Source organism: Thermodesulfomicrobium thermophilum DSM 16697, assembly GCF_059568695.1.
This window is the reverse complement of record NZ_JCANTW010000019.1, coordinates 72466-97960: the sequence shown is the minus strand read 5'-3', so window position 1 is coordinate 97960 and position 25495 is coordinate 72466. Positions and strand designations below refer to the sequence as shown.

General features: G+C 61.6%; 25 protein-coding genes and 1 rRNA gene. 17 read left to right on the top strand and 9 right to left on the bottom strand.

Annotated elements, in window-relative coordinates:
- Positions 1 to 61 precede the first annotated feature (61 nt).
- Positions 62 to 176 (top strand): 5S ribosomal RNA (gene rrf, locus BR00_RS11940).
- Between the two features lie 461 nt (positions 177 to 637).
- Here rrf and BR00_RS11935 read toward each other — a convergent pair.
- The 3 genes from BR00_RS11935 to BR00_RS11925 form a co-directional block, all read right to left on the bottom strand.
- The gene (locus BR00_RS11935; RefSeq protein ID WP_496477828.1) at positions 638 to 1876 is read right to left on the bottom strand and encodes an aromatic amino acid transport family protein; all 1239 of its coding nucleotides are present in this window, start codon (positions 1874 to 1876) and stop codon (positions 638 to 640) included.
- Between the two features lie 230 nt (positions 1877 to 2106).
- A complete protein-coding gene (locus BR00_RS11930; protein WP_496477827.1) occupies positions 2107 to 3126 on the bottom strand; it encodes an energy-coupling factor ABC transporter ATP-binding protein in 1020 nt (339 codons plus the stop codon).
- Positions 3123 to 3824 (bottom strand): ABC transporter permease, encoded by a 702-nt coding sequence (locus BR00_RS11925; RefSeq protein ID WP_496477826.1) that lies wholly within the window; start codon positions 3822 to 3824, stop codon positions 3123 to 3125. Before BR00_RS11925 ends, BR00_RS11930 begins: the two co-directional genes overlap by 4 nt.
- A gap of 113 nt (positions 3825 to 3937) precedes the next feature.
- Between BR00_RS11925 and BR00_RS11920 the strand changes: the two genes are divergently transcribed.
- Positions 3938 to 4780, top strand: a complete 843-nt coding sequence (locus BR00_RS11920) for an ABC transporter substrate-binding protein (RefSeq protein ID WP_496477825.1) — start codon at positions 3938 to 3940, stop codon at positions 4778 to 4780.
- A gap of 33 nt (positions 4781 to 4813) precedes the next feature.
- Here the strand turns inward: BR00_RS11920 and mutM are convergent, their stop codons facing one another.
- From mutM to BR00_RS11900, 4 genes are all read right to left on the bottom strand, one after another.
- Complete coding sequence (gene mutM / locus BR00_RS11915; protein ID WP_496477824.1) at positions 4814 to 5662, bottom strand: bifunctional DNA-formamidopyrimidine glycosylase/DNA-(apurinic or apyrimidinic site) lyase; 849 nt, start codon at positions 5660 to 5662, stop codon at positions 4814 to 4816.
- On the bottom strand, positions 5662 to 6774 hold the full coding sequence (locus BR00_RS11910; RefSeq protein WP_496477823.1) for a ChaN family lipoprotein: 1113 nt from the start codon (positions 6772 to 6774) through the stop codon (positions 5662 to 5664). Before BR00_RS11910 ends, mutM begins: the two co-directional genes overlap by 1 nt.
- Positions 6765 to 8030, bottom strand: a complete 1266-nt coding sequence (locus tag BR00_RS11905) for a phenylacetate--CoA ligase family protein (protein WP_496477822.1) — start codon at positions 8028 to 8030, stop codon at positions 6765 to 6767. The genes BR00_RS11910 and BR00_RS11905 overlap by 10 nt, the downstream gene beginning before the upstream one ends.
- 120 nt (positions 8031 to 8150) lie before the next feature.
- Positions 8151 to 8969 (bottom strand): tRNA (adenine-N1)-methyltransferase, encoded by an 819-nt coding sequence (locus BR00_RS11900; protein ID WP_496477821.1) that lies wholly within the window; start codon positions 8967 to 8969, stop codon positions 8151 to 8153.
- Between the two features lie 224 nt (positions 8970 to 9193).
- Here BR00_RS11900 and BR00_RS11895 point away from each other — a divergent pair, with 224 nt between their 5' ends.
- Genes BR00_RS11895 through BR00_RS11875 form a run of 5 tightly spaced genes read left to right on the top strand, consistent with a single transcriptional unit; the run spans position 9194 to position 14574 of the window.
- Positions 9194 to 10660, top strand: coding sequence for an Rne/Rng family ribonuclease (locus BR00_RS11895; RefSeq protein ID WP_496477820.1), 1467 nt, complete (start codon positions 9194 to 9196; stop codon positions 10658 to 10660).
- Between the two features lie 9 nt (positions 10661 to 10669).
- Positions 10670 to 11203: an epoxyqueuosine reductase QueH gene (locus BR00_RS11890; RefSeq protein WP_496477819.1), complete on the top strand. Its 534-nt coding sequence runs from the start codon at positions 10670 to 10672 to the stop codon at positions 11201 to 11203.
- Positions 11203 to 12333: a radical SAM family heme chaperone HemW gene (gene hemW, locus BR00_RS11885; RefSeq protein WP_496477818.1), complete on the top strand. Its 1131-nt coding sequence runs from the start codon at positions 11203 to 11205 to the stop codon at positions 12331 to 12333. Before BR00_RS11890 ends, hemW begins: the two co-directional genes overlap by 1 nt.
- 7 nt (positions 12334 to 12340) lie before the next feature.
- On the top strand, positions 12341 to 14197 hold the full coding sequence (locus BR00_RS11880; RefSeq protein WP_496477817.1) for a DEAD/DEAH box helicase: 1857 nt from the start codon (positions 12341 to 12343) through the stop codon (positions 14195 to 14197).
- A gap of 17 nt (positions 14198 to 14214) precedes the next feature.
- On the top strand, positions 14215 to 14574 hold the full coding sequence (locus BR00_RS11875) for a PilZ domain-containing protein (RefSeq protein WP_496477816.1): 360 nt from the start codon (positions 14215 to 14217) through the stop codon (positions 14572 to 14574).
- Here BR00_RS11875 and BR00_RS11870 read toward each other — a convergent pair.
- On the bottom strand, positions 14571 to 15023 hold the full coding sequence (locus BR00_RS11870) for a methylated-DNA--[protein]-cysteine S-methyltransferase (protein ID WP_496477815.1): 453 nt from the start codon (positions 15021 to 15023) through the stop codon (positions 14571 to 14573). The genes BR00_RS11875 and BR00_RS11870 overlap by 4 nt on opposite strands.
- On the bottom strand, positions 15020 to 15949 hold the full coding sequence (gene mnmL, locus BR00_RS11865) for a tRNA modification radical SAM protein MnmL/YtqA (protein WP_496477814.1): 930 nt from the start codon (positions 15947 to 15949) through the stop codon (positions 15020 to 15022). The genes BR00_RS11870 and mnmL overlap by 4 nt, the downstream gene beginning before the upstream one ends.
- A 135-nt stretch (positions 15950 to 16084) precedes the next feature.
- Between mnmL and BR00_RS11860 the strand changes: the two genes are divergently transcribed.
- From BR00_RS11860 to BR00_RS11815, 10 genes are all read left to right on the top strand, one after another.
- Positions 16085 to 17125: a rod shape-determining protein gene (locus BR00_RS11860; protein WP_496477813.1), complete on the top strand. Its 1041-nt coding sequence runs from the start codon at positions 16085 to 16087 to the stop codon at positions 17123 to 17125.
- A gap of 1 nt (position 17126) precedes the next feature.
- Positions 17127 to 17969 (top strand): rod shape-determining protein MreC, encoded by an 843-nt coding sequence (gene mreC / locus BR00_RS11855; RefSeq protein ID WP_496477812.1) that lies wholly within the window; start codon positions 17127 to 17129, stop codon positions 17967 to 17969.
- Positions 17966 to 18442 carry a hypothetical protein gene (locus BR00_RS11850; protein ID WP_496477811.1) on the top strand — a complete coding sequence of 159 codons (477 nt, stop codon included), beginning with the start codon at positions 17966 to 17968 and terminating at the stop codon, positions 18440 to 18442. Before mreC ends, BR00_RS11850 begins: the two co-directional genes overlap by 4 nt.
- Positions 18429 to 20222 carry a penicillin-binding protein 2 gene (mrdA, locus tag BR00_RS11845; protein WP_496477810.1) on the top strand — a complete coding sequence of 598 codons (1794 nt, stop codon included), beginning with the start codon at positions 18429 to 18431 and terminating at the stop codon, positions 20220 to 20222. Before BR00_RS11850 ends, mrdA begins: the two co-directional genes overlap by 14 nt.
- Positions 20219 to 21325, top strand: coding sequence for a rod shape-determining protein RodA (rodA, locus tag BR00_RS11840; protein ID WP_496477809.1), 1107 nt, complete (start codon positions 20219 to 20221; stop codon positions 21323 to 21325). The genes mrdA and rodA overlap by 4 nt, the downstream gene beginning before the upstream one ends.
- A 169-nt stretch (positions 21326 to 21494) precedes the next feature.
- Positions 21495 to 21917 (top strand): F0F1 ATP synthase subunit B, encoded by a 423-nt coding sequence (locus tag BR00_RS11835; RefSeq protein ID WP_496477808.1) that lies wholly within the window; start codon positions 21495 to 21497, stop codon positions 21915 to 21917.
- A 47-nt stretch (positions 21918 to 21964) separates the two neighbouring features.
- Positions 21965 to 22534 (top strand): F0F1 ATP synthase subunit B, encoded by a 570-nt coding sequence (locus BR00_RS11830; protein WP_496477807.1) that lies wholly within the window; start codon positions 21965 to 21967, stop codon positions 22532 to 22534.
- Complete coding sequence (gene atpH / locus BR00_RS11825) at positions 22531 to 23082, top strand: ATP synthase F1 subunit delta (protein WP_496477806.1); 552 nt, start codon at positions 22531 to 22533, stop codon at positions 23080 to 23082. Before BR00_RS11830 ends, atpH begins: the two co-directional genes overlap by 4 nt.
- A 5-nt stretch (positions 23083 to 23087) precedes the next feature.
- The gene (gene atpA, locus BR00_RS11820) at positions 23088 to 24596 is read left to right on the top strand and encodes a F0F1 ATP synthase subunit alpha (protein ID WP_496477805.1); all 1509 of its coding nucleotides are present in this window, start codon (positions 23088 to 23090) and stop codon (positions 24594 to 24596) included.
- Positions 24597 to 24614: 18 nt separating this feature from the next.
- On the top strand, positions 24615 to 25487 hold the full coding sequence (locus BR00_RS11815; protein WP_496477804.1) for a F0F1 ATP synthase subunit gamma: 873 nt from the start codon (positions 24615 to 24617) through the stop codon (positions 25485 to 25487).
- Positions 25488 to 25495: the final 8 nt, after the last annotated feature.

The window sequence follows — 25495 nt, the reverse complement described above, 5'->3', positions numbered from 1 at the left end:
ACCGGTACTAATGGATCGAGTGACGTATCTCTCTTCTCTCTATTATTCTTATATATTTTCTCCTGGCGGTCATAGCGGAGGTGTCCCACCCGAATCCATTCCGAACTCGGCAGTGAAACCCTCCAGCGCCGATGTTACTGCGGGTTTTTCCGTGGGAAAGTAGGTCGCTGCCAGGAGATTTTTTTTTCCAAACGCCCCTGCCTGGGGCGTTTTTTGCTCGCCCGTATCTTTCCCTCCTCCTTCCCCCGTGCCCGTGACCGCAGCCTTTTCCAACAGAGGATAGACCGCGCTTTAATCCACGCCCCCGCGTGGGGGCGGCGCTCCCAGGAGATGACCCAGCCGGCATCGGGCTTGCGTTGCAACCCACGCCCGGCGTGGAGGCGACACCCGCTCAGCGGGAGCCCGAAGTCTCTGGTCCCACGCAATGCGTCCGCAAGGAGCTCCTCCTGTCACCCTGGGCCGCGCCGCGCACGCCGCGTCAGACATGCGCCTTTCCGGAATTTCCCCACGTGGACGACCTCAACTTTCTCACACATAAAAAAACGCCCGGAAAAACCGGGCGCCCATGCCTTCAAGAAAACTCCCCCTAGCGGCCCGCGGTGGACCGTCCGTAGGACAGGATCTTGGCTTCCTTGCATTATCGCGCAAGAACGTGGTTCCAGTATTCTGCATCGGGGGCGAGGTGAAGAAGTCCGAATTCTTGGCCCAGTTCATAGAGAAGAACCAGGGCGAAGCAGAACAGAATGGCCCAGCCCCCGAGCTTGCGGAGGCCGCAGGAGTGCTTGAGCACGAGGACTCCGGGGAGGATGCCGAAAATCAAGCAAATGCCGACTCCGCCCACGAGGTCGAGGGCGGAGAGAAAGATGGCGGGGTATAGGATGGCAATGGCGAGGGGCGGAAGAAAGGTCAGGGCGAAGACGAGCCCCCGGCGGGTAGAGCCGAGATGACTTGCCGTGAGGTCGCCAATGAAACTGGAAAGGGCCGTTCCATTCGCCATGAAGGCGGCGGTGATAGCCAGGAGGGCGAAGGTCAAGGCACAGGAGGTAAAAAATGGGTTCTGTACGATATCGGCAAGGGGGACGGTGGCAGGGAGGTTGTGGAGGAAGGCGTATTCAATGGTGCCGGCGCCGCTTCCTGCCAGAGGGAGGGCGCCGATCACCACCAAGCTCCAGAGGATGTTCATGACGAGGCCAATGCCTGTGCCGAGCGCCATGGTTTTGGCGATGGCCGGAAAGTCGAAATGCATGGTGCGGCATATGGACGGGATAATGTTGTGGAAGTGGAATGCTGTCACGAGGATGGGCAAGGTGATGGGCAGAAAGCGCCACTTTATCGCGGCCAGCCGTTGCGGATTTACGTGCTGGCCGGTCATGAGGACGAGGGCGAGGAATGTGGCCCACATGAGTATCATGATGATGGTGTTTCCCCGGCGCAAAATATCCATGCCAAAGGCAGAGAGGCCGGCGGCAACCCCGAAGAAGAAAAGCATAGGGATCCATGCGGGCAGAGGGCGCTGCAGAAGGCTTTCCATCACCGCTGCCGCACCGCTGATATAGGCGGTCAGCAGGCCGTAGAGGATGATCAGGTTGGCGACGATGGTGATCCACTTGCCGGTATTGCCGAGCTCGCGTTGGAAAAAGGAGGGAAGGTCGGCATGGGCGCTTTCGGCAAAGCTTTTTTGAGAAGCGTAGATCAGGGCTGTGGCCAGCATGAGCGCCCACATGGCCACAGTGCCAATGATGGCGGGGACAAAGCCCGCAATGCCGGTTTTGACGGGGAGGCCCAAAATGCCTGCTCCGAGCATATTTCCGGTAATCACGAGGGCGATGGAAAAAACGGGTGGCGTGGTGTTGGGCTGCGCAGTGCTCCGTGCCATTGTGCAATCTCCGCGTGTTGTCTGGTAGTGGATGACAGGGCGTGCAGGGACCTTTCCTGCACGAAGGCCCCTTTTGTGGCATGCGAGCCCCTCGTGGCAAGTCCAAAGCCTCCGCAAGGAAGCTCCGTGGCGCTTGCCGGATGTTTCGGAAGGACGCTGCGGAAGCGCGCTGTGGGAGACGCCTTCGTGTGCGTTGGGGCGGGAGCGCAGTATGGAGCGCAGATCTGAGGCTATTCGAGAAATCGGATGTGCTGTGCTTCGATGTGGATTCCGACGGGGCTTCCTGGCGGCAGCGGGTGGATGGTATGCGCCCAGAGGCGAATGTCGCCGACGGAGCAGGAAGCAATGGTGCGTCCTTGGTGATGGAAGAGGGCGAGTATCCTTCCGCGCACATGTACCGGGAGCCTGTCTTCGTCGCCGACGACGGCCGCCCCTTGGGCGGGGAGCACCGCCTGTGCCTTGGGGTGCGGGGCCTTGGGGGCCGGGATGCCGCCATGCTCACCAAGGGGCATCACGGAGCCGAAGGCGCTGGGTTCCCACGGGCCACGCAGGAGGGTGATGTGTCCACGGCCCACGAGCGCTCCGGCCACCACATGTTCTACATGGTCGGTCCACGTGCAGAGCCAATGCAGGTCATGGCTGATGAGCACCGTGGTGGCGCGGCCGCTGCGTTGGCGGATGACTGCTTCCACGGCCGCGATGCCGGCGTCGTCGAGATTGGCCGTGGGTTCATCGAGCACCAAGACCGGCGGGTTGCGGACAAGCCGCGCCGCCAAGGCCACGCGTTTCGCCTCGCCGCCGGAAAGTTCGTACCACGAGCGCTCAGCCATGGACGAGGGGAGGCCGACCTGGGCGAGCGCCTGTTGGACGCGCGCGGGTGAAGCCTGCCGGCCCAGGCCGTAGGCGATATTGGCGGCAACGCTTCGGCGCAGCAAATACGGTTCCTGGTCCAAAAATACACTGTGCCCGCGCAGGGCGTGCGGCGCCACCGGGACGCCATTGACCAGGATGCGCCCTGCACATGGCTCCAAGAGGCCGGTGAGCACCCGGCCGAGAGTACTTTTGCCCGCGCCGTTGGGCCCGGCAATGCCGAGGACGCTTCCTGAGGGGATGTGGAGACGAACGTCGCGAAGCACGAACGCGCCGTGATGGCGGAGGACGATATCCTCCAGAGTAAGCGACCAAGCGGGCGGGGGATCCTGGAAGACCACGGCCGCTGCTGCAGGACATGGTGGTCGGCGTTCCTTCATCCTGTTTCGTCCATACGGCGTCGAATCAGAGTGAGTGTCAGATTGGTGGCCAAGGCGATGCCCAGAAGCACCAGTCCGAGCGCCAATCCCTGGGCGAATTCACCTTTGTTGGTCTCCAGGGCGATGGCCGTGGTCATGGTGCGGGTGACGCCCTTGATATTGCCGCCCACCATCATGGCAATACCCACCTCGGAGACCACACGGCCAAAGGCTGTGGCCAAAGCCAAGAATACGGCGTGCCGGGCTTCGTGCAGCGTGGTCCAACACGCCCTCCAGGGGGATGCGCCCAGTGTCCAGAGGGTGGGCCGAAGCCTTTGATCCAAGGCGGCGACGCCATTGGCCACATGCGCCACCACCAGAGGAAAGGCCAAGAGCGCAAGGCCAATGCTCATGCCCGGCACGGTGAAGAGCAGCCCCCACTGCCCCAGCGGTCCGCGTCGGGTGAGCAGCCCGTAGACCACGAGGCCGATGACCACCGTGGGAATGGACAGGCTCGTATCCACGAGCAGGCGCAGCATGCGTTTGCCGGGAAAATGCGCATATCCCAAGAAAAAACCGCAGGGCGCCCCCAGCAGGAACGCCGCTGCCAGGGCAGCAAAACTGCTGCGCAGCGTCGCGTGGATGGCGGCCATGGTGTCCGGGTCTTGCGCACAGAGGAGGTGGAGCGCTTGGACAAAGATTGTGGCGAGAAAATCCATTGCTTTTCTTTGCGTGAGCAGATCCTGTTATGTCAATATGGGAATAACTGGTTGACGGCCCGAATGAGTTATGCTATTTGGCGCATATTCAATTACACGCAAGGAGGTTGGGTATGCGAAAAACGGATTTTCGGGCGAGGGTGCTCGGCTGGTGGGCCATACTTGTGCTTGCCATTGGCCTTGGGGCGGGTTCGGCGGCGGCGGAACCGTTACGTTTGGCGACCACCACGAGTGCGGACGCCACGGGCCTGCTTGATGCCCTGGCCCCGGTACTGGCCCGGGAAATCGGCGTGGATCTGCAATGGGTGGCCGTGGGCACGGGCAAAGCGCTGCGCATTGCCGGGGATTGTAACGCCGATGTCGTACTGGTGCACGCCCCGGATGCCGAGGCACGGTGGATTGCCGAGGGATTTGGTAAGGATCGGCGTGAGGTCTTTTATAATGACTTCGTGCTCGTCGGTCCCAAGGAAGATCCGCTGGGCTTGCGTGGTGGATCGGACATCGTGGCCGCCTTTTTCAAGCTGGCTGCGGGCCAAGGAGTGTTTGTGAGCCGCGGCGATCAGTCCGGGACGCACATGAAAGAAAACGCACTGTGGCAGAAGGCTGGTGTTCAGGATCCAACCGCCCGGATGCAATACCTTTCTGCAGGGCAGGGCATGATGGGGACTTTGCGGTTGGCTGCAGAGCGTCGGGGATACACCCTGGTGGACCGGGCCACGTGGATCACCTTCATGGCCAAGGACGGAGCGCAGAGCGGCCTTGAGGAAATGGTGGCGGGCGACCCGTTGCTCCGCAATCAATACAGCATCATCTTGGTCAATGCGGATCGTTGTCCCAACGTGCACGAAGCTGCGGCGCGGCGCTTTCAGGATTGGATCGCCTCGGAGCGCGGGCAGCAGTTCGTGGGGGACTTTCGCATCCACGGCAAGAAGCTCTTCGTCCCCAATGCCCATTGATGGGGAGCGCTGAGCGTGGGCGCTTTTCCACGATCAGCGGGTGCGTGAGGTGGTATGGGGGGCGGAACCGGTGCCTTGGCAGCGCGGGCATATCACGGTTCCCCGCCCGGCCACGCGCAGGCGCGTCAGAGGCGTCCCGCATTGCGGACAGGGGAGTCCGGCGCGGCCGTACACGGCGAAGCGTTCTTGGAAGAGGCCCGGCGCGCCCATGGCGTTACGGTAGTCGTTGATGGTGCTGCCGCCTGCGGCGATGGCGGCGTGAAGCACGTCTTGTACGGCGCAGGCCAGGCGTAGGCGCTGCGCTGCCGAGAGCTTGCTTGTCGGGGTTGCGGGGTGGATCTTGGCGGCAAAGAGGGATTCGTCCGCATAGATATTGCCCACGCCGGCGATGACGCGCTGGTCGAGAAGGACGGCCTTGATGGCGCGCCTGCTGGTGGGAAGATCCAGGCGTGCGGCGAGGTCCTGCGGCGTGCTCTCCAGGGGTTCTGGCCCCAGGGTGCGGACAAATTCCCATTGCTCCCAGGCGGCTTCGTCCAAAAGTCCCACAAAGCCGAAACGCCGTGGGTCCACGAAGACGAGCTCTGTGCCTGCGTCCAGGGTTGCGACGAAATGGGTGTGGGCGGGCCGTGCCGTGCCTTCGGCCACCACCCAGAGTCGCCCGCTCATTTTGAGATGGACCACGAGTATGCGCGCATCCCTCAGGTGGATGCGCAGCAGCTTGCCCCGTCGGTCGACGGCGCAGATGGTCTGTCCTGCGGCTTCGTGGGGCGCAGTGAAGCGCACGATCCGGGGGTGCAGGGTCTGGGCCTTTTGGATGGTGCGGCCGACGATGGTGGCACGCAAGCCCTGGGCAATGGTTTCGACTTCCGGCAGTTCGGGCATCAGCGCGGCGGCATGGTCAGGGTGATGGTCTGCCCGCGGCGCTCCACGGTGAAACGCATGGCCTCCCCGCGGCGCGCGGCGGCCGCGGCGGCGGTGTGGAGGTCTTCGGCCGTGCGCACCGGCGTGCCGCCGACGGCAACGATGCGGTCGCCCGCCTGAAGCCCCATGGCCTCGGCCCGCGACCCAGGTTCCACGCGTTGCACGGTGATGGCGTCCTGGAAGTCGAGGAGCATGCCCAGACGGCTTCGCTGGCTGGGCGGGCAGACGAAGAAGGCGGTGCGCAGATGCGGCGTGCAGGAGGACACGGCCTCCTCTTGGCTGGAGGCGTCGCGCCAGGGCAGGATGGCGAGCATTCGGGCATCGGGTTCCAAGGCGGCAATGCGGTAGGGGATCCCAAAGCCGCGCTCCACGTGGCCGGCGCCAGTCAGGATGACCACGGGCCTGTGGTGCTGGCGGCGCCACTGGATGGCGGTTTCGGCCATGACCGAGTCCCACAGAGACTGCACGCGGAGGAAATCGTTCAGCTTGGTGGTCGATTCCGGCCGCATCTTCTGATGCAGGGCAAACTGATCGGCGAGCACGCGCTCCTGTTCCGGGCAGGGGGGGATGAGGGCGCGCGGCAGCGCCGGGTGGTCCGGGGCGAGGCGACCGTCGCGGAAGTCCTGGACAAGCGTCCAGGGCACGTTGAGCCCCACCAGCCGGGCCCCGTGGGCGCGGGCGGCGTCCAGTACGGGCGCGTAAAGGGTGAAGGGATAGCCCCAGGCCGCATCCCAATGCCGGGCGAGGTCCTCGCGGGAGGGGTGCTGGTCGAGAAATGGCTGGCTTTCCCGGGGGAGCATCTCCAGCCCAAGGTCGAAGCGTATCCCCGCCCCAGCCAGGGCGTGAAGGATCTCGGCGGCAGCGGCGTGGTCACACGGATTGGCGTGGGTCTCGCCAATGAGGATATAGTCGGCCTGCGCGGCCATGGCCGTAAGGGCGGAAGCACTCAGGGGCGTCCCTTGGGCGGAGAGAAGGCCGCGTTCGGACGTTTCCTGCAGGGGCTTTGGAGCGTGCGGCGCGCACGCCCCAAGGCCAAAGAGGAGCCCCACGAGGAGCGCCCAGACTAATCCCACGAACGTTTGTCTTCGATGGCGCGGATCTGCGGCGGCAGCGTCCCCGGAGGCACCACCTTGACCACCGGTCGAATCTTGATCTTTTCGCGGAAAAGCAGCTGCAATTCTTCCTCGCGTTTGAACTGGGCGGACTCGATGATGAGCGTCATTTCGTCCACACCACCGGGGTTCGTGACCTCGATCTGCCATCTCTTGATCTCCTCGAAACCGGAGAGCACCTGCTCCACCTGGTGCGGGTAGACAAACATTCCCTTGATGCGCGCCGTGGTGTCCACGCGTCCCACAATGGCCCCCAGCCGCGGGCTGGTGCGGCCGCATGGACACGGCGAGCGGTCGATGTACGACAGATCGCCTGTGGCCAGGCGGATCAATGGGTAAGTCTTGTTGAACACCGTGACCACGATCTCGCCGGTTTCCCCGTCTTTGAGGGGGATGCCGGTGTCGGGGTGGCAGATTTCCACATAGGCGCGGCCGGCGATATGCAGTCCGGTTTTATGGAAGCACTCGTAGCCGATGCACCCGACGTCTGCGGTGCCGTAGCCCTGACGCATGATGAGGTCGAATTTTTTCTCCAGCGTCGAGCGCAGCTTTTCCGAAAAGCGTTCACCGGTGACAAAGGCCACTTCCAAGAAGAGGTCCTTGCGCAGGTTCATGCCTTTCTCTTCCGCCTTTTGGGCGAGATGCATGAGGTAGCTCGGGGTGCCGATATACCCCGTCACCCGCAGCTTGCGCATGATATCGAGCTGGGTCGCCGTGTTGCCGGGGCCTGCGGGAATGACCGCGCATCCCAAGGCGCGCAGCGGTTCTTCGAACATGAGCCCCGCAGGGGCGAGATGGTAGTTGAAGGTGTTTTGCACCACGTCGCCGGAGCGAAATCCGGTGGCGTAGAAGCTCTCGGTCCATCCCCAATAGTCGTCACCGCGGTCTTCGGGATCGAAGATGGGGCCGGGAGAGAGAAAGATGCGGCGCAGGTCTCCCAAATCCTTGGTGAGGAGCCCGCCCAGGCGTGGTCCCATGGACTGGAGGAAGATGAGTTCTTTCTTTTTGAGGATGGGGACGTGCTTGAGGTCAATGAGGTCGCGGAACTTCTCCACCGAGAACTGGGCGCGGTCGAAGCGTTTCTTGACGTCTTCGGAGTAGCGGTAGGCGTAGGTGAGCAGTTCCTTGAGCTGAATCTGGTAGTATTTTTGCCGTTCGGTGGAGTCGAGCACCTCGCGGCGACTGAAGATGCCTTCCGTGCGATCTTTGCGGGTCATGGTGATCCTCCTGCCGGGAAAAAGGATTTCCGCGGCACGCGAAAAGTCCGGCCGCGGAAAATAGCATGCTTATAGGAAGAGAAATGGAAGATGCAAGGTTTTTTTGTAAAAACTGGAAATTCAAAGCAATTCTTGTTCGGCCTCCACGCTGGTCTCCTCCGGAAATTTCCACTGCGGCGGCGTGGTGCGGGCGAAGACTAAGTACCCGGTATGGGCCACCATGCGGTCTTCGGGCCGGAGCCGGTCCGCCACCGGCTTGTAGCGGCGAAGCAGGATCTCGAGTACTTCGATTTCGATGAATGGCCCGGCTTCCAGGGCACGCAGCAGATCGCTCACCTGGTTGGTGGTGGGAAGGAGGAAGCCCACCGGGGCCCCGGGAGTGACCGCCTTGGGGATGAACGGGACGTAGTCCCACGGGGTGCGCACATCCAAGAACAGGGCGTCGGCGTCGGACTGAAGAAACCCCTGAGCGATGTCGTGATGCTGGAACGTGACGCGGTGGGCAAGTCCCATGGATGCAAGGTTGGTCTGGCAGAGGTCGAGGAACTCCTGGCGGCGCTCATAGGTGAAGACCCGGCCGCTTTCTCCCACGAACCAGGCCAGGGCCGTGGTGAGCCCGCCGGAGCCGCAGCCGGCCTCGATGATCCGACAGCCTGGTCCCACGCCCAGTTTTAGGGCGATGTAGCCGATTTCCTTGGGATAGATAATCTGGGTGCGGCGTTTGACGCCGCTTTTGACGAGGTCGTACAGCGTGGGGCGCAGCACCAAGTACGGAACCCCTTTGTGGGAGGTGATGCGGGCCCCCCATCCCGCCTGGCGAGCGTCGTCGAGGTTGATTACCCCGTCGCTGGTATGGAGCACGGCGCCGGGTGTGGCTGCCATGAAATAGCGCTTGTCCTTTGGGCTTTGGAGCAGTACCAATTGGCCTGGCTCGAGCATGAAATTTCCCCCTTGTGGCGTATGGTCTGGGGGCAGTAGTCTTTGCCGTTTTTGCCTGTCAAGGACGGCAAGGCGGCTACGGAGCCCAGTTTTTTCCGCCTGCTCCGGCGTTTTCCCCGTGTGGGGCACAGACGCTGTCGAGCGTGACGGCGGTATTCCTGCTTGTGTGCACGGCAGGAAAGCTGCATGGAACTCTTTTTATTTTTTATTTTTTCGAGGAACGCATGGCAGAAAAGATTCGGAAGATGCTTATCAGTGTCCTTCCTGGTGAGCAGGTGGAAGTCGTCATTACTCAAGACGGCGTGGTGGTGGAGTACTATGTGGAGATGCTTCACCAAAGCAAAACAAAAGGGAATATCTACAAAGGAAAGATTCACAATATCGATCAGGCGTTGCAAGCAGCGTTCATCAATTACGGCGCGGAAAAGAACGGCTTTTTGCAAGTGGATGAAGTGCATCCCGAATACTATCTCATCGATCCGCCTTCCCGTGGGTACCCCCCTCTGCAAAAAGCACTGCGGCCAGGGCAGGAGATGTTGGTGCAGGTGGTCAAAGAGCCCACGGGAAACAAGGGTGCTTTCTTGACCACGTATCTCTCCATTCCGGGCCGGTATTTCGTGCTGACCCCGGGGCGGGAGCAGCTCGGCATTTCCCGGAAGATCGAAGAGGAAAAAGAGCGCGCCCGGCTCAAGGAAATCGTGGAAGAAATGGGCCTCGAGGAAGGCATCGGGGTCATCGTGCGCACGGTCAGCAAGGGCCAAAGCAAGGCGGCCTTGTCTCGGGACCTTCAATTTCTCAAGCGCCTGTGGAAGGACATCCGCAAGCGCGCCAACGAGTCCCCAGCACCGGTTTTAGTGTATGAAGAAAAGGACTTGGCCTTTCGCGCCATCCGCGACTATCTGACGGCGGACATCGTGGAGTGTTGGGTGGACGATGAAGCCACCGCAGACCAGGTCAATGAATTCGCGAGCCTGGTTTTTCCACGGCGCAAGAGCATCGTCAAAGTCCATTCCGATCCTCACCAGACGCTTTTTGAGCGGTTTCGGGTGGAAGAACAACTGGCCACGGTGCTTTCCCGCACCGTGAATCTCCCCAGCGGCGGTCAATTGGTCTTCGATCACACCGAGGCCCTCACCGCCATCGACATCAACTCCGGCAAGATCGGCGGGGAGAAGAACTTCAAGGAGATGGCCTTGCGCACCAATGTGGAGGCCGCGCGCGAGATCGCGCATCAGCTCATGCTGCGGGACATCGGCGGCCAAATCGTGGTGGATTTCATCGAAATGAAAGACCCCGCCCATGTGCGCGAGGTGGAAAAAGAGATGCGCCAGGCCCTCAAGGCGGATCGGGCACGTACCGATGTGGGACGGATCTCCAAGTTCGGGCTCATGGAGATCGTGCGGCAGCGGTTGGGGACCTCGGCCCTTTCGGCGAGCCTGGACATGTGCCCCCATTGCATGGGCACCGGGAGCCGCCGCAATCTCGAATGGCGGGCTATGCGTGCCCTCAAGGACATCTTTCGTGCCCTGCGCAGCGGCGTGGCCTCCGAACCATTGGAGTACGTCACGGACCCTGAGCTGGCGGTGTATCTTCTGAACCGCAAGCGGGAAAAGCTTGTGGAGCTGGAGCAGCGCTGTGGCCGTCGGGTGCTCGTGGTGCCCTCGTCATCGGAGCAATGCTCCTTTTGCTAGGGGGCGAGCATGCGCCTTTTGCTCCATGCCTGCTGCGGCCCCTGCTCCCTGTACCCTGTGCGTGTGCTTCAAGAGCGCGGGGTACAGGTGTCCCTGCTCTTCTTCAACCCCAATATCCATCCGTTGCAGGAATACGCCCGCCGCTGGAAGGCCCTGCAACAGGTCGCCCAGGCTCTGGGTGTGCCGGTCATCTGTCCGGATCGTTACGATCCTGCAGTGTATTTCCGGCATGTGACCTTTCGCGAAGAGCGCCGCTGCAGATTGTGTTACATTTTACGCTTGGAGCGGACCGTACATATCGCTCGGCGCGGTGGCTTCGACGCATTTTCCTCGACACTTCTTTACAGCAAGTTTCAAAAACACGAAGAAATTCGAAGTATTGCTGAAGATATAGGCGGGTCTGTCCCGTTTTACTACGAGGATTTTCGGGAAGGATGGAGTGAAGGAATAGCAAGGTCCAAGGAAATGGGGATCTATCGTCAGCAATATTGCGGATGCCTGTATAGCGAGGCGGAGCGCTTTAGGAGCATGTTGGAGTCGTGATGCAGGTGTACGTCCACCTCCCTTTGTGCCGCCGCAAATGCCGGTACTGTGCGTTTGCCTCTTGGGAGTTCTCTTCGGAGGCGGCGGCGCGGGTGGTGGACTTGATCGTGGCTCATATGAGACGCTGGAGCGCGCAGGGTATCGGTCCGGCGCACACCATATACATCGGCGGCGGCACGCCGTCGTTGTGGGAGGCGCGGCAGCTTGCCCGCATACTTGATGCGGTGGACCAGGCTGTGGGGATCGCTGCCGGGGCGGAGATCACGGTGGAAGCGAACCCGGAATCCGCCCTGCGTCCGGGGTGGATGGCTGCGCTTGGAGACATGGGGGTCACGCGCCTCAGCCTGGGCGTGCAGAGCTTTCGTGATCAGATTCTGGCATTCCTCGGCCGTCCGCACGATAGCGCGCAGGCGGTGGCGGCGGTGCAGGCCGCTGTGGCGACAGGATTGGCGGTGAGTGTGGACCTCTTGTGGAATGTGCCGGGAGTCCCTTTGGCGCAGTGGCAGCAGGACCTCGCTTGGGCCGTGGACCTTGGGGTGGGGCACGTGTCGTGCTATGCCTTGACCGTGGAGCCGGGCACTCCGCTGGCCGCGGATCCGGCACCCTGGCCTTCGGAAGACGAGGCTTCCGCTCAATTTCATTGGACGTGCCAGTTCTTGGAGGAACGCGGGTTCGTGCATTATGAGCTCGCCAACTTTGCGCGTCCGGGGGCGGTGTGCCGCCACAACCTTGGGTATTGGCGGGGCGAGGATTACTTGGGCGTTGGTCCCGCGGCAGTCTCCACCTGGCAGGGGCGTCGGTGGACCAATCCGGTCTCGCTGGAGGACTATGGTCTGATGGTGGAGGGAGCGCTTGCGCCGGAGGCGGAGTCCCTGTCGCCGGAGGTGGTCCTGCGGGAGCGGGTCATGCTGGGGCTGCGCACCCGGGACGGTTTTGACGTTGCTTCGTGGGCGTGTCGCCTGGGGCGGGATGCGGCCGAGTTTGGCGCCGCGCTTGAATCCTTGGCGCAGGCCGGCCTTGTGATATGGGACGGGATATCGGTACGGCTTTCCCGCCAGGGCATGCTACTGGGCAACGCCGTGTGTGCCCATATTTGGGATGTTCTCGATAGATGGATGGAAACGACATAGGAATTATATGCATACGGAACCAATGGAACACGTGGACGCGTCGGCCTCGCACGGTGAGGCCCGCTGGGAAGATTTGGATGCGACCCTGCGTCAGGGGGCAAAGCGCTTGGGTTGGGAGGATCTCATGCCCGTGCAGCGCCGCGTGCTGCCGGTTTTGGCCGCAGGCCGGGACGTCATGGTGCAGTCGAGGACCGGCAGCGGCAAGACCGGGGCCTTTCTTTTGCCTATGGGGGCCATGGTCCACCAAAGCGGTGGGGTGCAGGCCTTGGTGCTCACGCCCACCCGGGAGCTCGCCGTGCAGGTATGCCGGGATGCGGAGATCCTGTTTGCCGATGCAGGGATCACTCCGGTGGCCATTTACGGCGGCGTCGGTTTCCGGCCGCAGATGCAGGCGTTGGAGGCCGGGGCCCAGGTGGTGGTCGGCACTCCAGGGCGGATCCTCGATCATTTGCTGCGCGGTACTCTGCACCTCGACGCCTTGCGGCTGCTTGTCTTTGACGAGGCCGACCGCATGCTGTCCATGGGCTTTTATCCGGACATGAAGCAGCTGCAGCGCTACCTGCCTTCCGGGCTGCAGACGGCCATGTTTTCTGCAACGTATCCGGGATACGTGCAGCGCTTGGCGGCGCAATTTCTCAAGGATCCCATATGTATTTCCTTGAGTCAGGACCAAGTCCACGTCCACGATATCGTCCATGTGCAGTATCGTGTGCCGGCGCTGCAAAAGAGCCGCGCCTTGGTCAAGATCATCGAGATGGAAAATCCATCTTCGGCCATCGTGTTTTGCAACACCAAATCTGATGTGCATTTCGTCTCCGTGGTGCTCCAGCGCTTTGGCTATGAGACCGGCGAGTTGTCCGCCGATATTTCGCAATCAGCGCGGGAGGCCGTGCTCGACGATTTGCGGCGCGGGCGGATCAAATTCTTGGTGGCCACGGACGTGGCGGGCCGCGGCATCGACGTGCCGGACCTCTCCCATGTGTTTCAATACCAGCCGCCGCAAGATCCCGAGGCGTACGTGCACCGCACCGGGCGCACCGGTCGGGCCGGGGCCGCAGGGGTGGCCATTTCTCTGGTTTCTGGGGTGGAGGAGCTGGATTTGGCGGCCATCGGCCGACGCTTTGGCATCACCATCGAAGACCGTACCTTGCCTTCCGATGCCGAGGTCCAGGCCACCGTGGCGCAACGGGCGGTTTCGTTGTTGGAGGCCGCGCTGCGCCGGGCGGACAATATCCAAAAGGAACGCTTGCAGCGCTTTGAACCCTTGGTGGCGGATTTGGCCGAAAGCGAGGACGGCCGCATTCTGTTGGCCATGCTGGTGGATCAGTTCTATCAATCGGTCTTTCACGCCGTGGAGCTCCCTGCGGCGGGGCCGCTGTTGGCTGCAGGCATGTCGTTTGCCGCAGGCCGTGAAAGCGCAGTGAGCGAGGAGGCGTCGCAGGACGCCTCGACGCGGGAGAAGCGTCGGCGTCGGCGTTCGCGCAAGAAGAAAGCGCCTGCTGTTGCGGACGCCGTTGGGCGCGAAGCGCTGACTGCGCCGGGCAATGCGGACCAGGACGCGATCCCGGTGGAGCAGGAGCACGTCCCGGTGGCTGCGACTGTGCACGCCGCACCTGATCAGGCCGCATCCGAGACTACTGCCCCTTCAGTGGACGCTTCCGAGGATGCCGCAGGGCCGGCCGAGGTGTCCGAAGCCAAGCCCAAGAGTCGTCGGCGTCGCCGTCGGCCGCGCAAAAACGGAGCAGCCAAGTCGGTGTCGGCCAATGGACCGGAGGACGCGCGTCAGGACGGGCCTGTTCCCGCCGCGGAGCCGCGCGAGGAACCGGCGCCCACTTCGCGACGCAAGAAGATCTTCTTGGAATAACCCTACGGGAGGTGCGCATGGGGCAGGAACGACGTCGGCGCAGCCGGGTGCATGTGGAAATTCCGGTGTTTGTGGTGCAGGAGGGCCACCGTGTGCAGGGCATGCTGCACGATGTGAGCTTGAAGGGGCTCTCCTGCTCCGTGGACGGCCCATTGCAGGTCGGAGCCGAGTGTGCGGTGACTTTGGCCTTGGCTTCAGGTCTGCGCATCCATGCCGTCGGCCGGGTGGTGCGGGCCGGAGCCACCGAGGCGGCGGTGGACTTTGTGCGCCTGGAGGAGAAGGACTTCGCCCACCTGCGCAATGTGGTGCGCCTCTACGCCGAGGATGCCGACCAGGTGGACGAAGAACTCCGCACTCCGGCCTTTGGGGAGGACTAGATCGCGTCTTCGAGGCGCAGAAGCACGGCCTTGATGGCGAGTCCTGGACCGTATCCGCCCAGTCCTTTTCGCGCGAGCACTCGGTGGCAGGGAAAAAGGAGCGGCCACGGGTTGCGGGCCATGACCTGACCGATGGCGCGCGGACTGGTCCCGAGGCGCTGCGCCAGCTCGCCGTAGGTGGTGGTCGTGCCGGGCGGCACGGTGCGCGCCAGGGAGCGGAGCACCTCCCAGGCGAAGGCGGAGACGCGGTGCCGCGCCAAAGGGAGTTTCGGCCAGGCAAGGGGGTGCGGGCCAAGAGAGCGGATCACGCGTGCAAGCTCCGCCCCCCAAGGGGAGGTCGCCGGCGTGGCTGGCGCTGGGGGGGTGACCTCGATGGAGGCAAGCAGACCGTCCTGCCAATGGAAGTGGGCGGAAAATTGAGGATGGGAGAAGGTCTCGGTGACGGTCATGGGAGCTCCTGGGTATTGGCGGGCAGCCGGCAGCCTTGATGGATGCGCTGCTCGCGGAGGGCGAGGTGGATGGCCGCGTGCAGCCCGCGTTTGTCTGCGGCAAATCCCGGGGCGATGAGTTCTCCGGGGGCTGGATCTGCGGTGAGGCGGTGGATGATGATATCCGGTCGCAGGGCCGCGACCCCCTCCACGATCCACTGGATGGTCTCGGCGCGGGAAAGGAGCGCTACGCTCCCGCGCCGCCACAGTCCTTCCAGGATGGAGCCGCGCACGATCAAAAGATTGTGGAATTTTACCCCGGTGATCGGGAGATCGTTGAGAAAGGCCAGGGTTTTTCGCCACTGCTGCATGGTTTCTCCTGGGAGTCCGGCCATGACGTGGGCGCAGACGGCGAAACCGTGGACGTGGGCCTGGTTGCAGGCGCGGGCGAAGGCTGCGGCGTCATGGCCGCGATGGATGCGGCGCAAGGTGACGTCATGGGCCGATTGGAGTCCCATTTCCAGCCAGAGGACGGGCTCAGGGGCAGCGCGCAGTACGGCCCATTTGTCGGCGTCCAGGGTGTCGGGCCGCGTCCCTACGGTGATGCCCACGAGGCCGGGGAGGTCGCGGAGTTGCGCCAGTTGCGCCGCCAGATGCTGGGCAGGCCCATGGGTGGCGCTGTAGGATTGCAGATAGGCGATGGCGCGGGGCGGAGCATTGCGGCGAGCCAAGCGTTCGTACGCGCGCAGATATTGTTCCCGCAGCCCAAGCCCGCGTGCAGCGAGCCCGGAGCCTGACCCGTGAGGATTGCAGAATGTGCACCCTCCACGACCCAAAGTGCCGTCGCGGTTGGGGCAGGTGCCGCCACTGTCCAAGGGAATGATGCGCACCGTTGTGCCAAAACGTTGGCGCAGCCAGGGTGCGAAACGACGGTAAGGCTCGTGCATACGCTAGTTTAAAAATTTGAATTGTTCCCTGTCAATGCGGCCTCTGTTGCCCCATGCAGGGAATTGTGGTACATTTGAGGAATTATGGAGCAAGCGGCGCCGGATGGGGCGCCACAATCCCGTCATGAGGATGGTATGTCCAGAATTTTCGACGCATTTTTAGGCCTGTTTTCCAATGACTTGGCCATTGACCTCGGGACCGCCAACACCTGCGTGTACGTGCGCGGCAAAGGCATCGTCCTGCGCGAGCCGTCGGTGGTGGCGGTGAAGCGCGACAACCGCGGCATGAGCAAGGTCCTCGCCGTAGGGGCGGAGGCCAAGCGGATGCTCGGGCGCACCCCGGGCAACATCGTGGCGATTCGTCCGATGAAGGACGGGGTTATTGCGGATTTCGAGGTCACTGAGGCCATGCTACGGCATTTCATCTCCAAGGTGCACAACTCGAGGCGTCTGGTGCGGCCGCGCATCGTGATCTGCGTGCCCACCGGCATCACCCAGGTGGAGAAGCGGGCCGTGCGGGAGTCCGCCCAGAGCGCCGGCGCTCGGGAGGTGTATCTCATCGAGGAGCCCATGGCCGCGGCCATCGGCGCGGATCTGCCCATTACCGAGCCTACGGCCAATATGGTGGTGGATATCGGGGGCGGCACCACGGAAGTGGCGGTCATCTCGCTTGCGGGCATCGTCTATTCCAAGTCCGTGCGTGTGGGCGGCGACAAGATGGATGATGCCATCCTTCAGCACGTGAAGCGCAAGTACAATATGCTCATCGGCGAGAGCTCCGCCGAAGAGATCAAGATGTCCATTGGCTCCGCCTACCCCATGGATCCGGAACTCACCATGGAGATCAAAGGTCGGGATCTCGTGTCCGGGATTCCGCAAAACGTCACCATCACCTCTGAAGAAGTGCGCAAGGCCATCGCCGAGCCGGTGGACGCCATTGTCCAGGCGGTGCGTATTGCCTTGGAGCAGACTCCACCGGAACTGGCTGCGGACATCGTGGACCGGGGTATTGTGCTTGCCGGCGGCGGCGCGCTCTTGCGGGGGCTCGACCAGCTCTTGCGTGAGGAAACGTCGCTTCCCATCACGGTGGTGGATGACCCGCTCTCCACAGTGGCCTTGGGATCGGGCAAGGTGCTCGACAACCTCCATGTGCTGCGCGAAGTGACCATCGATTGACGTGCGTCCGCGTTTGATCATCCTGGCGGTGCTCCTGCCTTTGGTGGCATATTTTGGCCTCTACACCTGGAATGCCAAGACCGGGGTCGTGGATCGGCTGACCGCAGTCTTGGGGCTGGACGCGGCCGGGTGGGTGTTCCGTCCGGGCCGGGCCGTGGAACGGGGAGTGCGGGATATCTGGGAGCGGTATATCTATTTGGTGGGGGTGCGTCAGGAAAACGAGGATCTCCGGGCGCAGGTGCACGAGCTTCAGGAGGAGGTGGCACGCCTGCGCGAACAGGCGGCGGAGGCCCGGCGTTTGGCGGAGCTCGTTGCCTTGCCCGAGCTTCAGGGATGGGAGCGTCAGGGGGCGCGGGTGGTGGCCCACCAGCCGGGGCCAGGCATGGTTTTGGATGCATTGGTGCTGGACGTGGGGCTTTCTTCCGGCGTGCGGGACGACGCACCGGTGCGCGCCGCTGCAGGCCTTGTGGGACGGCTGGCCCGCGCGGGCCGGTCGTTTTCCGTGGTGACCCTCATCACCGCCCCGTCGAGTCGAGTGCCTGTAGTCTCTCAGGATGGCCGGGTCCCTGGAGTGGCGTGCGGCCAAGGTCCAGATGTGCCCTTGGAGGTGCGCTATGTGCCGCTGGGGCAGCATATGACCGAGGGAGAGCTTTTGGTTACTTCGGGAATGGGCGGGATGTTTCCCCGAGGCATTCCAGTGGCCCGGGTCACGGCTGTGGCTCCGAGCGAGGATGCCTTGTTCCAGAAGGTTACGGCGCAGCCGGTGGTGGACATGGCCGCGCTGGAAGAGGTCGTGGTGCTGCGGCGGCCTGAGCCTCCTTCTGCAAATGAGACTCAGCCATGAAGACCTGTGTACCCCGGCTCCCAATGCCGCTCTGGTGGCTTTTGGGCGCAAGTTTTGCGCTGTGGGGGCAGGAATTTTTTAATGGATTCGATTTCCTCTCCCCTATGGTGCTTCCGTGGCTCCAGCGCACCCGCCGTGCTCCTGCTCTGGCCGCGTCCCTCGTGGTGATGGTTGTGCAGGAGGGGCTTTCTTCGTTTTCTTTGGGGGCAACTCTGGCCATGGCAGGCTTGTGGGCAAGCTTTCTATTCATCGCCCGTCATCTTGATCCTCATAATCTCCTTTTTATGGCAGGATATTCCGCATTTTTGGCGGTATGGATGCCTGTGGCGTATGGGATGGTCGCGGTTTTGCATGACATACGCGTACCTTTTCCATCTTGGGATCACGTCGTCCTGCAATGGGGCGTTTTTTTTCTGATTTGGTTGATGCTGGATATAATGCTGTTCCAGCGGGAGCGGCATGGAGCGGTTTAAGCCTTCGCAAGACACTCCCCTGTGGGCTGGCCCCAACGTGCTCCTTGTGTTGTGCGTGCTCCTTTTCGCAACACTTGGGGTGCGTTTGTGGTATCTGCAGGTGGTCAAGGCGGATGTCTACCGCGATAAAGCCCAGGAAAACCGCATCCGTCAGCGAGTACTGTATGCTCCTCGCGGAGTGATTCGTGATACCTATGGGACCCTGGTGGCGGAAAACGTTCCTGCGTATGCCGTTGCCGTGGTGCGGGAAGAGTGTCCGGACATCGAGGCCACTTTGGATCAAATCGCCTCGTGGACCGGAGAGGACCGGCAGTGGCTGCAAAAGAGTTTCGAGCAAGGCAAGCGGCGCACCAAGAGTTTTGAAGAGCAGGTGGTGGTGTCCAACATTCCCTTTGATACTGTGGCGCGAATCGAGGCGGAGCGTCATCATTGGCCAGGGGTGAGTGTCGTGGTGCGGCCCAAGCGGTTTTATCCTACAGGCGCGCTGCTCGCTCACGTGCTCGGGTACGTGGCCCGTGCCAACGACAAAGAGCTGGCGCAGGATCCGGAACTGCTCTTGGGCGATAATGTGGGAAAACTTGGCGTGGAGCTGGCTTTGGAGCGGCGTTTGCGTGGGCATAAGGGGCTGGAAGAATTCGAGGTCGACGCCGTGGGGCGGGAGCTCGACTCCCGCCGCCTGCGCGCCCCTGTCCCTGGAGAAGACTTGCGTTTGGCGCTGCAATTGCCGCTGCAGCGGGCAGGAGTGCGGGCCATGGCGGGAAAAGCCGGGGCGGTGGTGGTGCTCGATGCTGACACGGGCCACGTGCTCGCGCTGGTGAGCTCGCCGAGTTATGACCCCAACGATTTTGTGACTGGTATCTCGCACCAGCGCTGGGGGGCCTTGGTGGAGGACCCGCTGCATCCCATGCAGAACCGGCCGATTCAGAGCGCCTACCCGCCAGGATCGGTTTTTAAGCTTGTCATGGCTGGTGCGGGCTTGGAAAGCGGGGCGATCACGGCGTCCACAACGGTTTATTGTAATGGAAAATATGCCATAGGCAACCGCGTCTATCGCTGTTGGCGCCGCGGGGGGCATGGCACGGTGGACTTGCGCAAATCCCTCCGGGAGTCGTGCGATGTCTACTACTATGCTCTAGGGGAGCGGCTGGGAGCGGATGCGATAAGCGACTTCGCCCGGCGCTGTGGTCTTGGAGAAGCGACGGGAGTGGATCTCCCCCACGAGCGTCGTGGTTTGGTCCCCTCGCCGACGTGGAAGCGGGAGCGTTTGGGGCGGAAATGGGTGGGAGGAGACACCATCAACATGTCCATCGGCCAGGGGTATGTGGTGACCACCCCCATGCAGATCGCCCGCTTGGTGGCGGCCCTCGTCAACGGTGGCCGACTGCTGCGGCCGCTCCTTTTGGCTTCGGACACTCCGGAGGAGCAGGGGCGCCTGCCCATGAGCGATGCCACGCGTCGCATGATCGCCGACGCCATGGTGGCGGTGGTGCGCGAAGATGGCGGGACCGCGCGGATGCTCGCTCGCCCCGGCATTCGGGTGGGCGCCAAGACCGGCACGGCCCAGGTGGTGAAGCTCATGGATCGCTACGAGAAGAAGGACACCGAAGATATTCCATACAAGTATCGAGATCATGCGTGGCTTGCCGCTTTTGCGGAAAAAGACGGTCGGCACTACGCGGTGGTGGCCTTCGTGGAACACGGTGGCCATGGCGGCTCCGAGGCCGGACCGGTGGTGGGCGCCATGCTGGACGCGTTTTTTGGCTTGGGAGAAGCGCCATGATGGACCGTCGTCTTTTCAGCCATGTGCCTTGGGGATTGCTTGTGGCGCTGGTGCTGCTCTTTGGGATCGGTGTGGCCAATTTGTATTCCGCGAGCTCCTTGCGTCTCGAAGACGGCTTGGGGGTGGAGTCGTATTTCCGCAAGCAGCTCGTGTGGGGGGCGCTGAGTGCAGGGGTTTTCGTGGTGGGCGTCGCGATTCACTACCGACACCTCAGAGCTTTGGCGTGGCCGGCATACGGAGTGGGCGTTCTGCTGCTTTTGGGGGTTCGTTTTTTAGGTAAGACCGTGTACGGGGCGCAACGCTGGCTCGATTTGGGGCCACTGCATCTGCAGCCAACGGAGTTGGTGAAAGTTGCGGTCATTGTTGTTGTCGCTAAGATTTTATCCCGCATGGAAGGGTATTTGGGCTGGCGGGAGCTTGCCAAGGTCGTTGCTGCTGCCCTGGTTCCGGCGGCGTTGATTTATAAGCAGCCTGACTTGGGGTCGGCGCTCAATATTCTGCTCATCGTGGGGGGAATGATTGTGTTCAAGGGATTGCGCCCTGCGGTTTTCAAGACTCTTGCGGTAGGCCTCCCTGCACTCGCTCCCCTTGGCTGGTTTTTTCTCAAGGAATATCAGAAGCAGCGTATCCTGGTTTTTTTGGATCCCACTGCAGATCCCCGCGGCGCGGGATACCATATCATTCAGTCGCAGATTGCCATTGGTTCGGGCGGATTTTGGGGCAAGGGATTTTTGCGGGGAACGCAGAGCCAATTGCGCTTTTTACCGGAAAAGCACACGGATTTCGTCTTTGCCGTCTTGGGAGAAGAATGGGGATTTGTGGGAAGTATCTTGGTCCTTTTTTTATTCTGTTGTTTTCTCTACCAAATTTATTTGGTCACCGTAGAGGCCAAGGACGAATTTGGCCGCTGTCTTGCGTCTGGGGTTTTTTTCTATTTCTTTTGGCAGATCCTCATCAACATGGGGATGGTCCTCGGCATCATGCCGGTGGTAGGGATCCCGCTGCCATTTTTGAGTTACGGCGGCAGTTCGCTTTTGGTGAACTTCTGTATGGTCGCATTGGTGGTCAACGTGGCTATGCGCCGCTTCATGTTCAAACGCTGATCTTACGTGAAAAACAGGACGATTGATTCCTGCACGCGCAGATGCAACAGGGCGTTGGCGGGGCTGAAGCCTGGTGTTTTCGACAAAAAGCCTTTGACACCACGGGGGGAATCGGCTAGGGCCAACCCCACTTTGAACAAAAATTCACATACTCGTACAAGGGGGCGGCATGATTGATCTCGATTCCACATTTTTTGTGCAGTTGGTGAATTTCCTGATCATCCTGACCGTGCTGAATCTCCTCCTGTTTCGCCCCATTCGGGGGATTCTCAAGAAACGGGAAGAGGTTATGGCAGACCGGCTGAAGACCGTGGAGGATTTCACCTCCCAAGCCGAGGCCAAATTGGCTGGATATCGGCAGGCTTTGGCCGAAGCTCGCAGTGAGGCGCAGGCGGTGCGCTCGGCCCTCAAAGAAGAGGGGACTGCGCTGGAAGCGAGCAAGCTGGCAGCGGCCTCTGAGGCGGCGGCGGCCAAGTTGTCCGCGGCCCGGCAGGAAATCGAAGCCCAGAAAAATGCTGCCCTTGCGGCGCTGCAAGGTCAGGTGGCTGCCTTCGCCAAGCAGGTGGCGGCCAAGGTCTTGGCTCGGGGGTAGGTTCGGCATTTTGTCGTAACTTTGGTGGAGTTAAGGAGGGCTGAAGATTGAAACGATTGAAGACTGTCGGGGTGGTGGCCCTTGCGGCGGTGTTTTTTGCCGCAACGGCCTTCGCGAGCGGCGGCGAGGGGGGCGAGCACAATAAGTGGCTCGACTTGGTGTATCGCTTCGTCAATTTCGGCATTGTGGCTTTTTTGGTGTATAAGTTCGCCGGCAAGCGGGCTGCGGACTTTTTCTCCGGCCGCACCAAGCAGATCGAAGCAGATCTCAACGACCTCGACGAACGCAAAGCCGATGCGGAGCGCCGGCTCTTGGAGGTAGAAGCGAGCATCGCCAATATCGAGGCGGAAAAAGCCCAGATCTTGGCAGACGCTCGGGAGCAGGGCGAGGCGCTCAAAGCGGCGATCGTGGAGAAGGCCGAGAAGCAGGCTGCGCAGATTTTGGCTCAGGCCGAGGCTGCGGCCTCTCAGGAGCTCAAGCTGGCGGTGGACGCCGTGCGGGAACGCATGGCGGAAGAGATCGCCCGGGCTGCTGAGGACATGGTGAAGAAGCAGCTCAAGAAGAAAGAGCATGAGGAATTGGTCAACGAATATCTCAAAAGGGTGGTGCTCAATTGACAGGGAACATCGTTGCAAAACGTTATGCCAAGGCCCTGTTCGCCGTAGCTTCGTCCGAAGGTAAGACTGCGGTGGCCAAGTATGGGGCTGAGTTGGCAGCCTTGGCTGAGGTCCTGAAAGCGGCGCCCGAGATTTTGCGGATCTTTCGGAATCCGATTTTTTCGCTGGACGAAAAGCGGGGGGTGGCCGCGTCCCTTTTGGACAAGGTCTCTGCCAGCCCCATGGTGCGCAACTTCTGTATGCTTTTGGCGGACAAAAACCGTTTGGGCTTTTTGCCGGAAATCAGCGCTGACTACGCCAAGCTTCTGGACGAAGCGCAAGGCGTGGTGCGGGGCAAGGTGGTGACGGCCATTCGTCTCACGGATGCCATGCAAAAGGCGGTGGTGGAAAAGCTGCAGAAGGACTCCGGTCGCAAGATCGTCCTGGATTACGAGGTGGATCAGGACATCATCGGTGGATTGGTGCTGAAGATCGGGGATAAGGTCCTTGACGCCAGCATTCGGGCCCAGCTGCAGATTTTGAAGGAAAATATCAAACGAGGTGAGTAGAGGCTATGCAGATCAAAGCAGAAGAAATCAGCCAGATCATCGAAGGCCAGATCAAAAACTACGAAAAAAAGGTCGAGATGAGCGAAACTGGCGTGGTGCTGTCCGTGGGTGACGGTATCGCTCGTGTGTACGGCTGCGAAAACGCCATGGCCATGGAGCTGTTGGAGTTCCCCGGCGGTCTCATGGGCATGGTGCTCAACCTGGAAGAAGATTCTGTGGGTGTGGCCCTGCTGGGTGAAGGCCATCACATCAAGGAAGGCGACCTGGTGAAGCGTACCGGCCGCATCTTCCAGGTGCCCGTGGGTGACGCCGTGACGGGCCGTGTCATCGACCCCCTGGGCAATCCCATTGACGGCCTTGGACCCATTCAGGCCACGGAGTTCCGCAACGTGGAGATCAAGGCCCCGGGTATTATCGCTCGAAAGTCGGTGCATGAGCCCATGTACACCGGCCTCAAGGCCATCGATGCCATGACCCCCATCGGTCGCGGTCAGCGCGAACTCGTCATCGGCGACCGTCAGGTGGGTAAGACCGCAGTCTGCGTGGACGCCATCCTCGCTCAGAAGAACAGCGACATCCACTGCTTCTACGTGGCCATCGGTCAGAAGAAGTCCACCGTGGCCCAGGTGGTGGAAGCCCTGAAGCGCAACGGCGCCATGGAGTACACCACGGTGATTTCCGCTACGGCCTCGGAGCCGGCGCCCTTGCAGTTCATCGCTGCCTACTGCGGGTGCACCATGGCCGAGTACTACCGCGACAGCGGTCGGCATGCCCTCATCATCTATGATGATCTGTCCAAGCAGGCCGTGGCTTACCGCCAGATGTCTCTGTTGCTGCGCCGTCCCCCGGGACGTGAGGCCTTCCCCGGCGACGTCTTCTACCTCCATTCCCGCCTCTTGGAGCGCGCCTGCAAGCTCAACGACAGCCTGGGCGCTGGTTCGCTGACCGCGCTGCCCATCATCGAAACCCAGGCCGGCGACGTGTCCGCGTACATTCCCACCAACGTGATCTCCATCACCGATGGTCAGGTGTATCTGGAGCCCAACCTGTTCATGGCAGGCATTCGTCCGGCCATCAACGTCGGTCTGTCCGTGTCCCGCGTGGGTGGCGCCGCCCAGATCAAGGCCATGAAGAAAGTGGCCGGCACCCTGCGCTTGGATTTGGCCCAGTACCGCGAGCTGGCGGCTTTTGCCCAGTTCGGCTCCGACCTCGACCAGGCCACCAAGACCAAGCTCATTCGCGGTGAGCGCCTGGTGGAACTGCTCAAACAGCCTCAGTATCAGCCGCTGCCCGTGGAAGAGCAGGTGGCGGTGCTCTACGCCGGTACCCGCGGCTACCTGGATGACGTAGATGTGTCGCTGGCGATCCGCTTCGGCGAAGAGTTGCTGGAGTTCCTCCGCAACCAGAAGGCCGACGTCTTGAATGAAATCGCCACTACCAAGGACCTTGGCGCCGAGACCGAGAAGAAGCTCGCCGCTGCTATCGAGGAGTTCAAGGCCGGATTCAAAGCCTAGTTCGAGAAGGAGTCATTCATGGCATCGCTCAGGGACATCAAAAACAAGATCACGGGCGTGAAGAAGACCAAGCAGATCACCAAGGCGATGAATATGGTCGCCTCGGCGAAGCTGCGTGGCGCCCAGAATCGCATTGAGCGCTTCCGTCCCTATGCCGATAAGTTCTATGACATTCTCGTCGATCTGGCTTCCCGCGTCGAACCCGGCGTGCATCCCTTGCTCGCCAAACGCGAGGTAGTGGAAACCATCGGTATCGTGCTCGTCACTTCCGACAAAGGGTTGTGCGGAAGTTTCAACGCCAACCTCTGCAATGCGGCCCTGCGTTTGGCCAAGCAGAAGGAAGCCGAGGGCAAGACTGTCAAGTTTATCTGCATTGGCAAGAAAGGTCGGGATTTCATCCGCAAGACCTCTTACGAAATCGTGGCCCAGTTTCCGGAGCACATGAACAGCTTCGACTTTCAGCTGGCCAGCGAAGCGGGGAATTTGGTCATCGAGGGGTACCTCTCCGGCCTTTTTGACGAAGTGCACATCGTCTATGGCAAGTTTGTGAGCATTGTGAAGCAGGAGCCCATGGCGGCTCAGATCCTTCCCGCCCAGACCGAGAGCGCGGAAGCGGTCAACGGCCCCAAGAGCGAGTATATCTTCGAGCCGTCGGTGGAAGGCTTGCTTGCAGAACTCCTGCCGCGGTACGTGAAGGTGCAGGTCTATCGCGGCCTGCTCGACACGTCGGCCAGCGAGCATGCCGCCCGCATGACCGCCATGGACAATGCGACCAAGAACTGTGACGAAATGGTGGGCAGCTTGACGCTGGCCTTCAACAAGGCGCGTCAGGCCAGCATCACGACCCAACTTATGGACATCGTCGGCGGCGCCGAAGCGCTGAAAGGATAAGGGGGCAT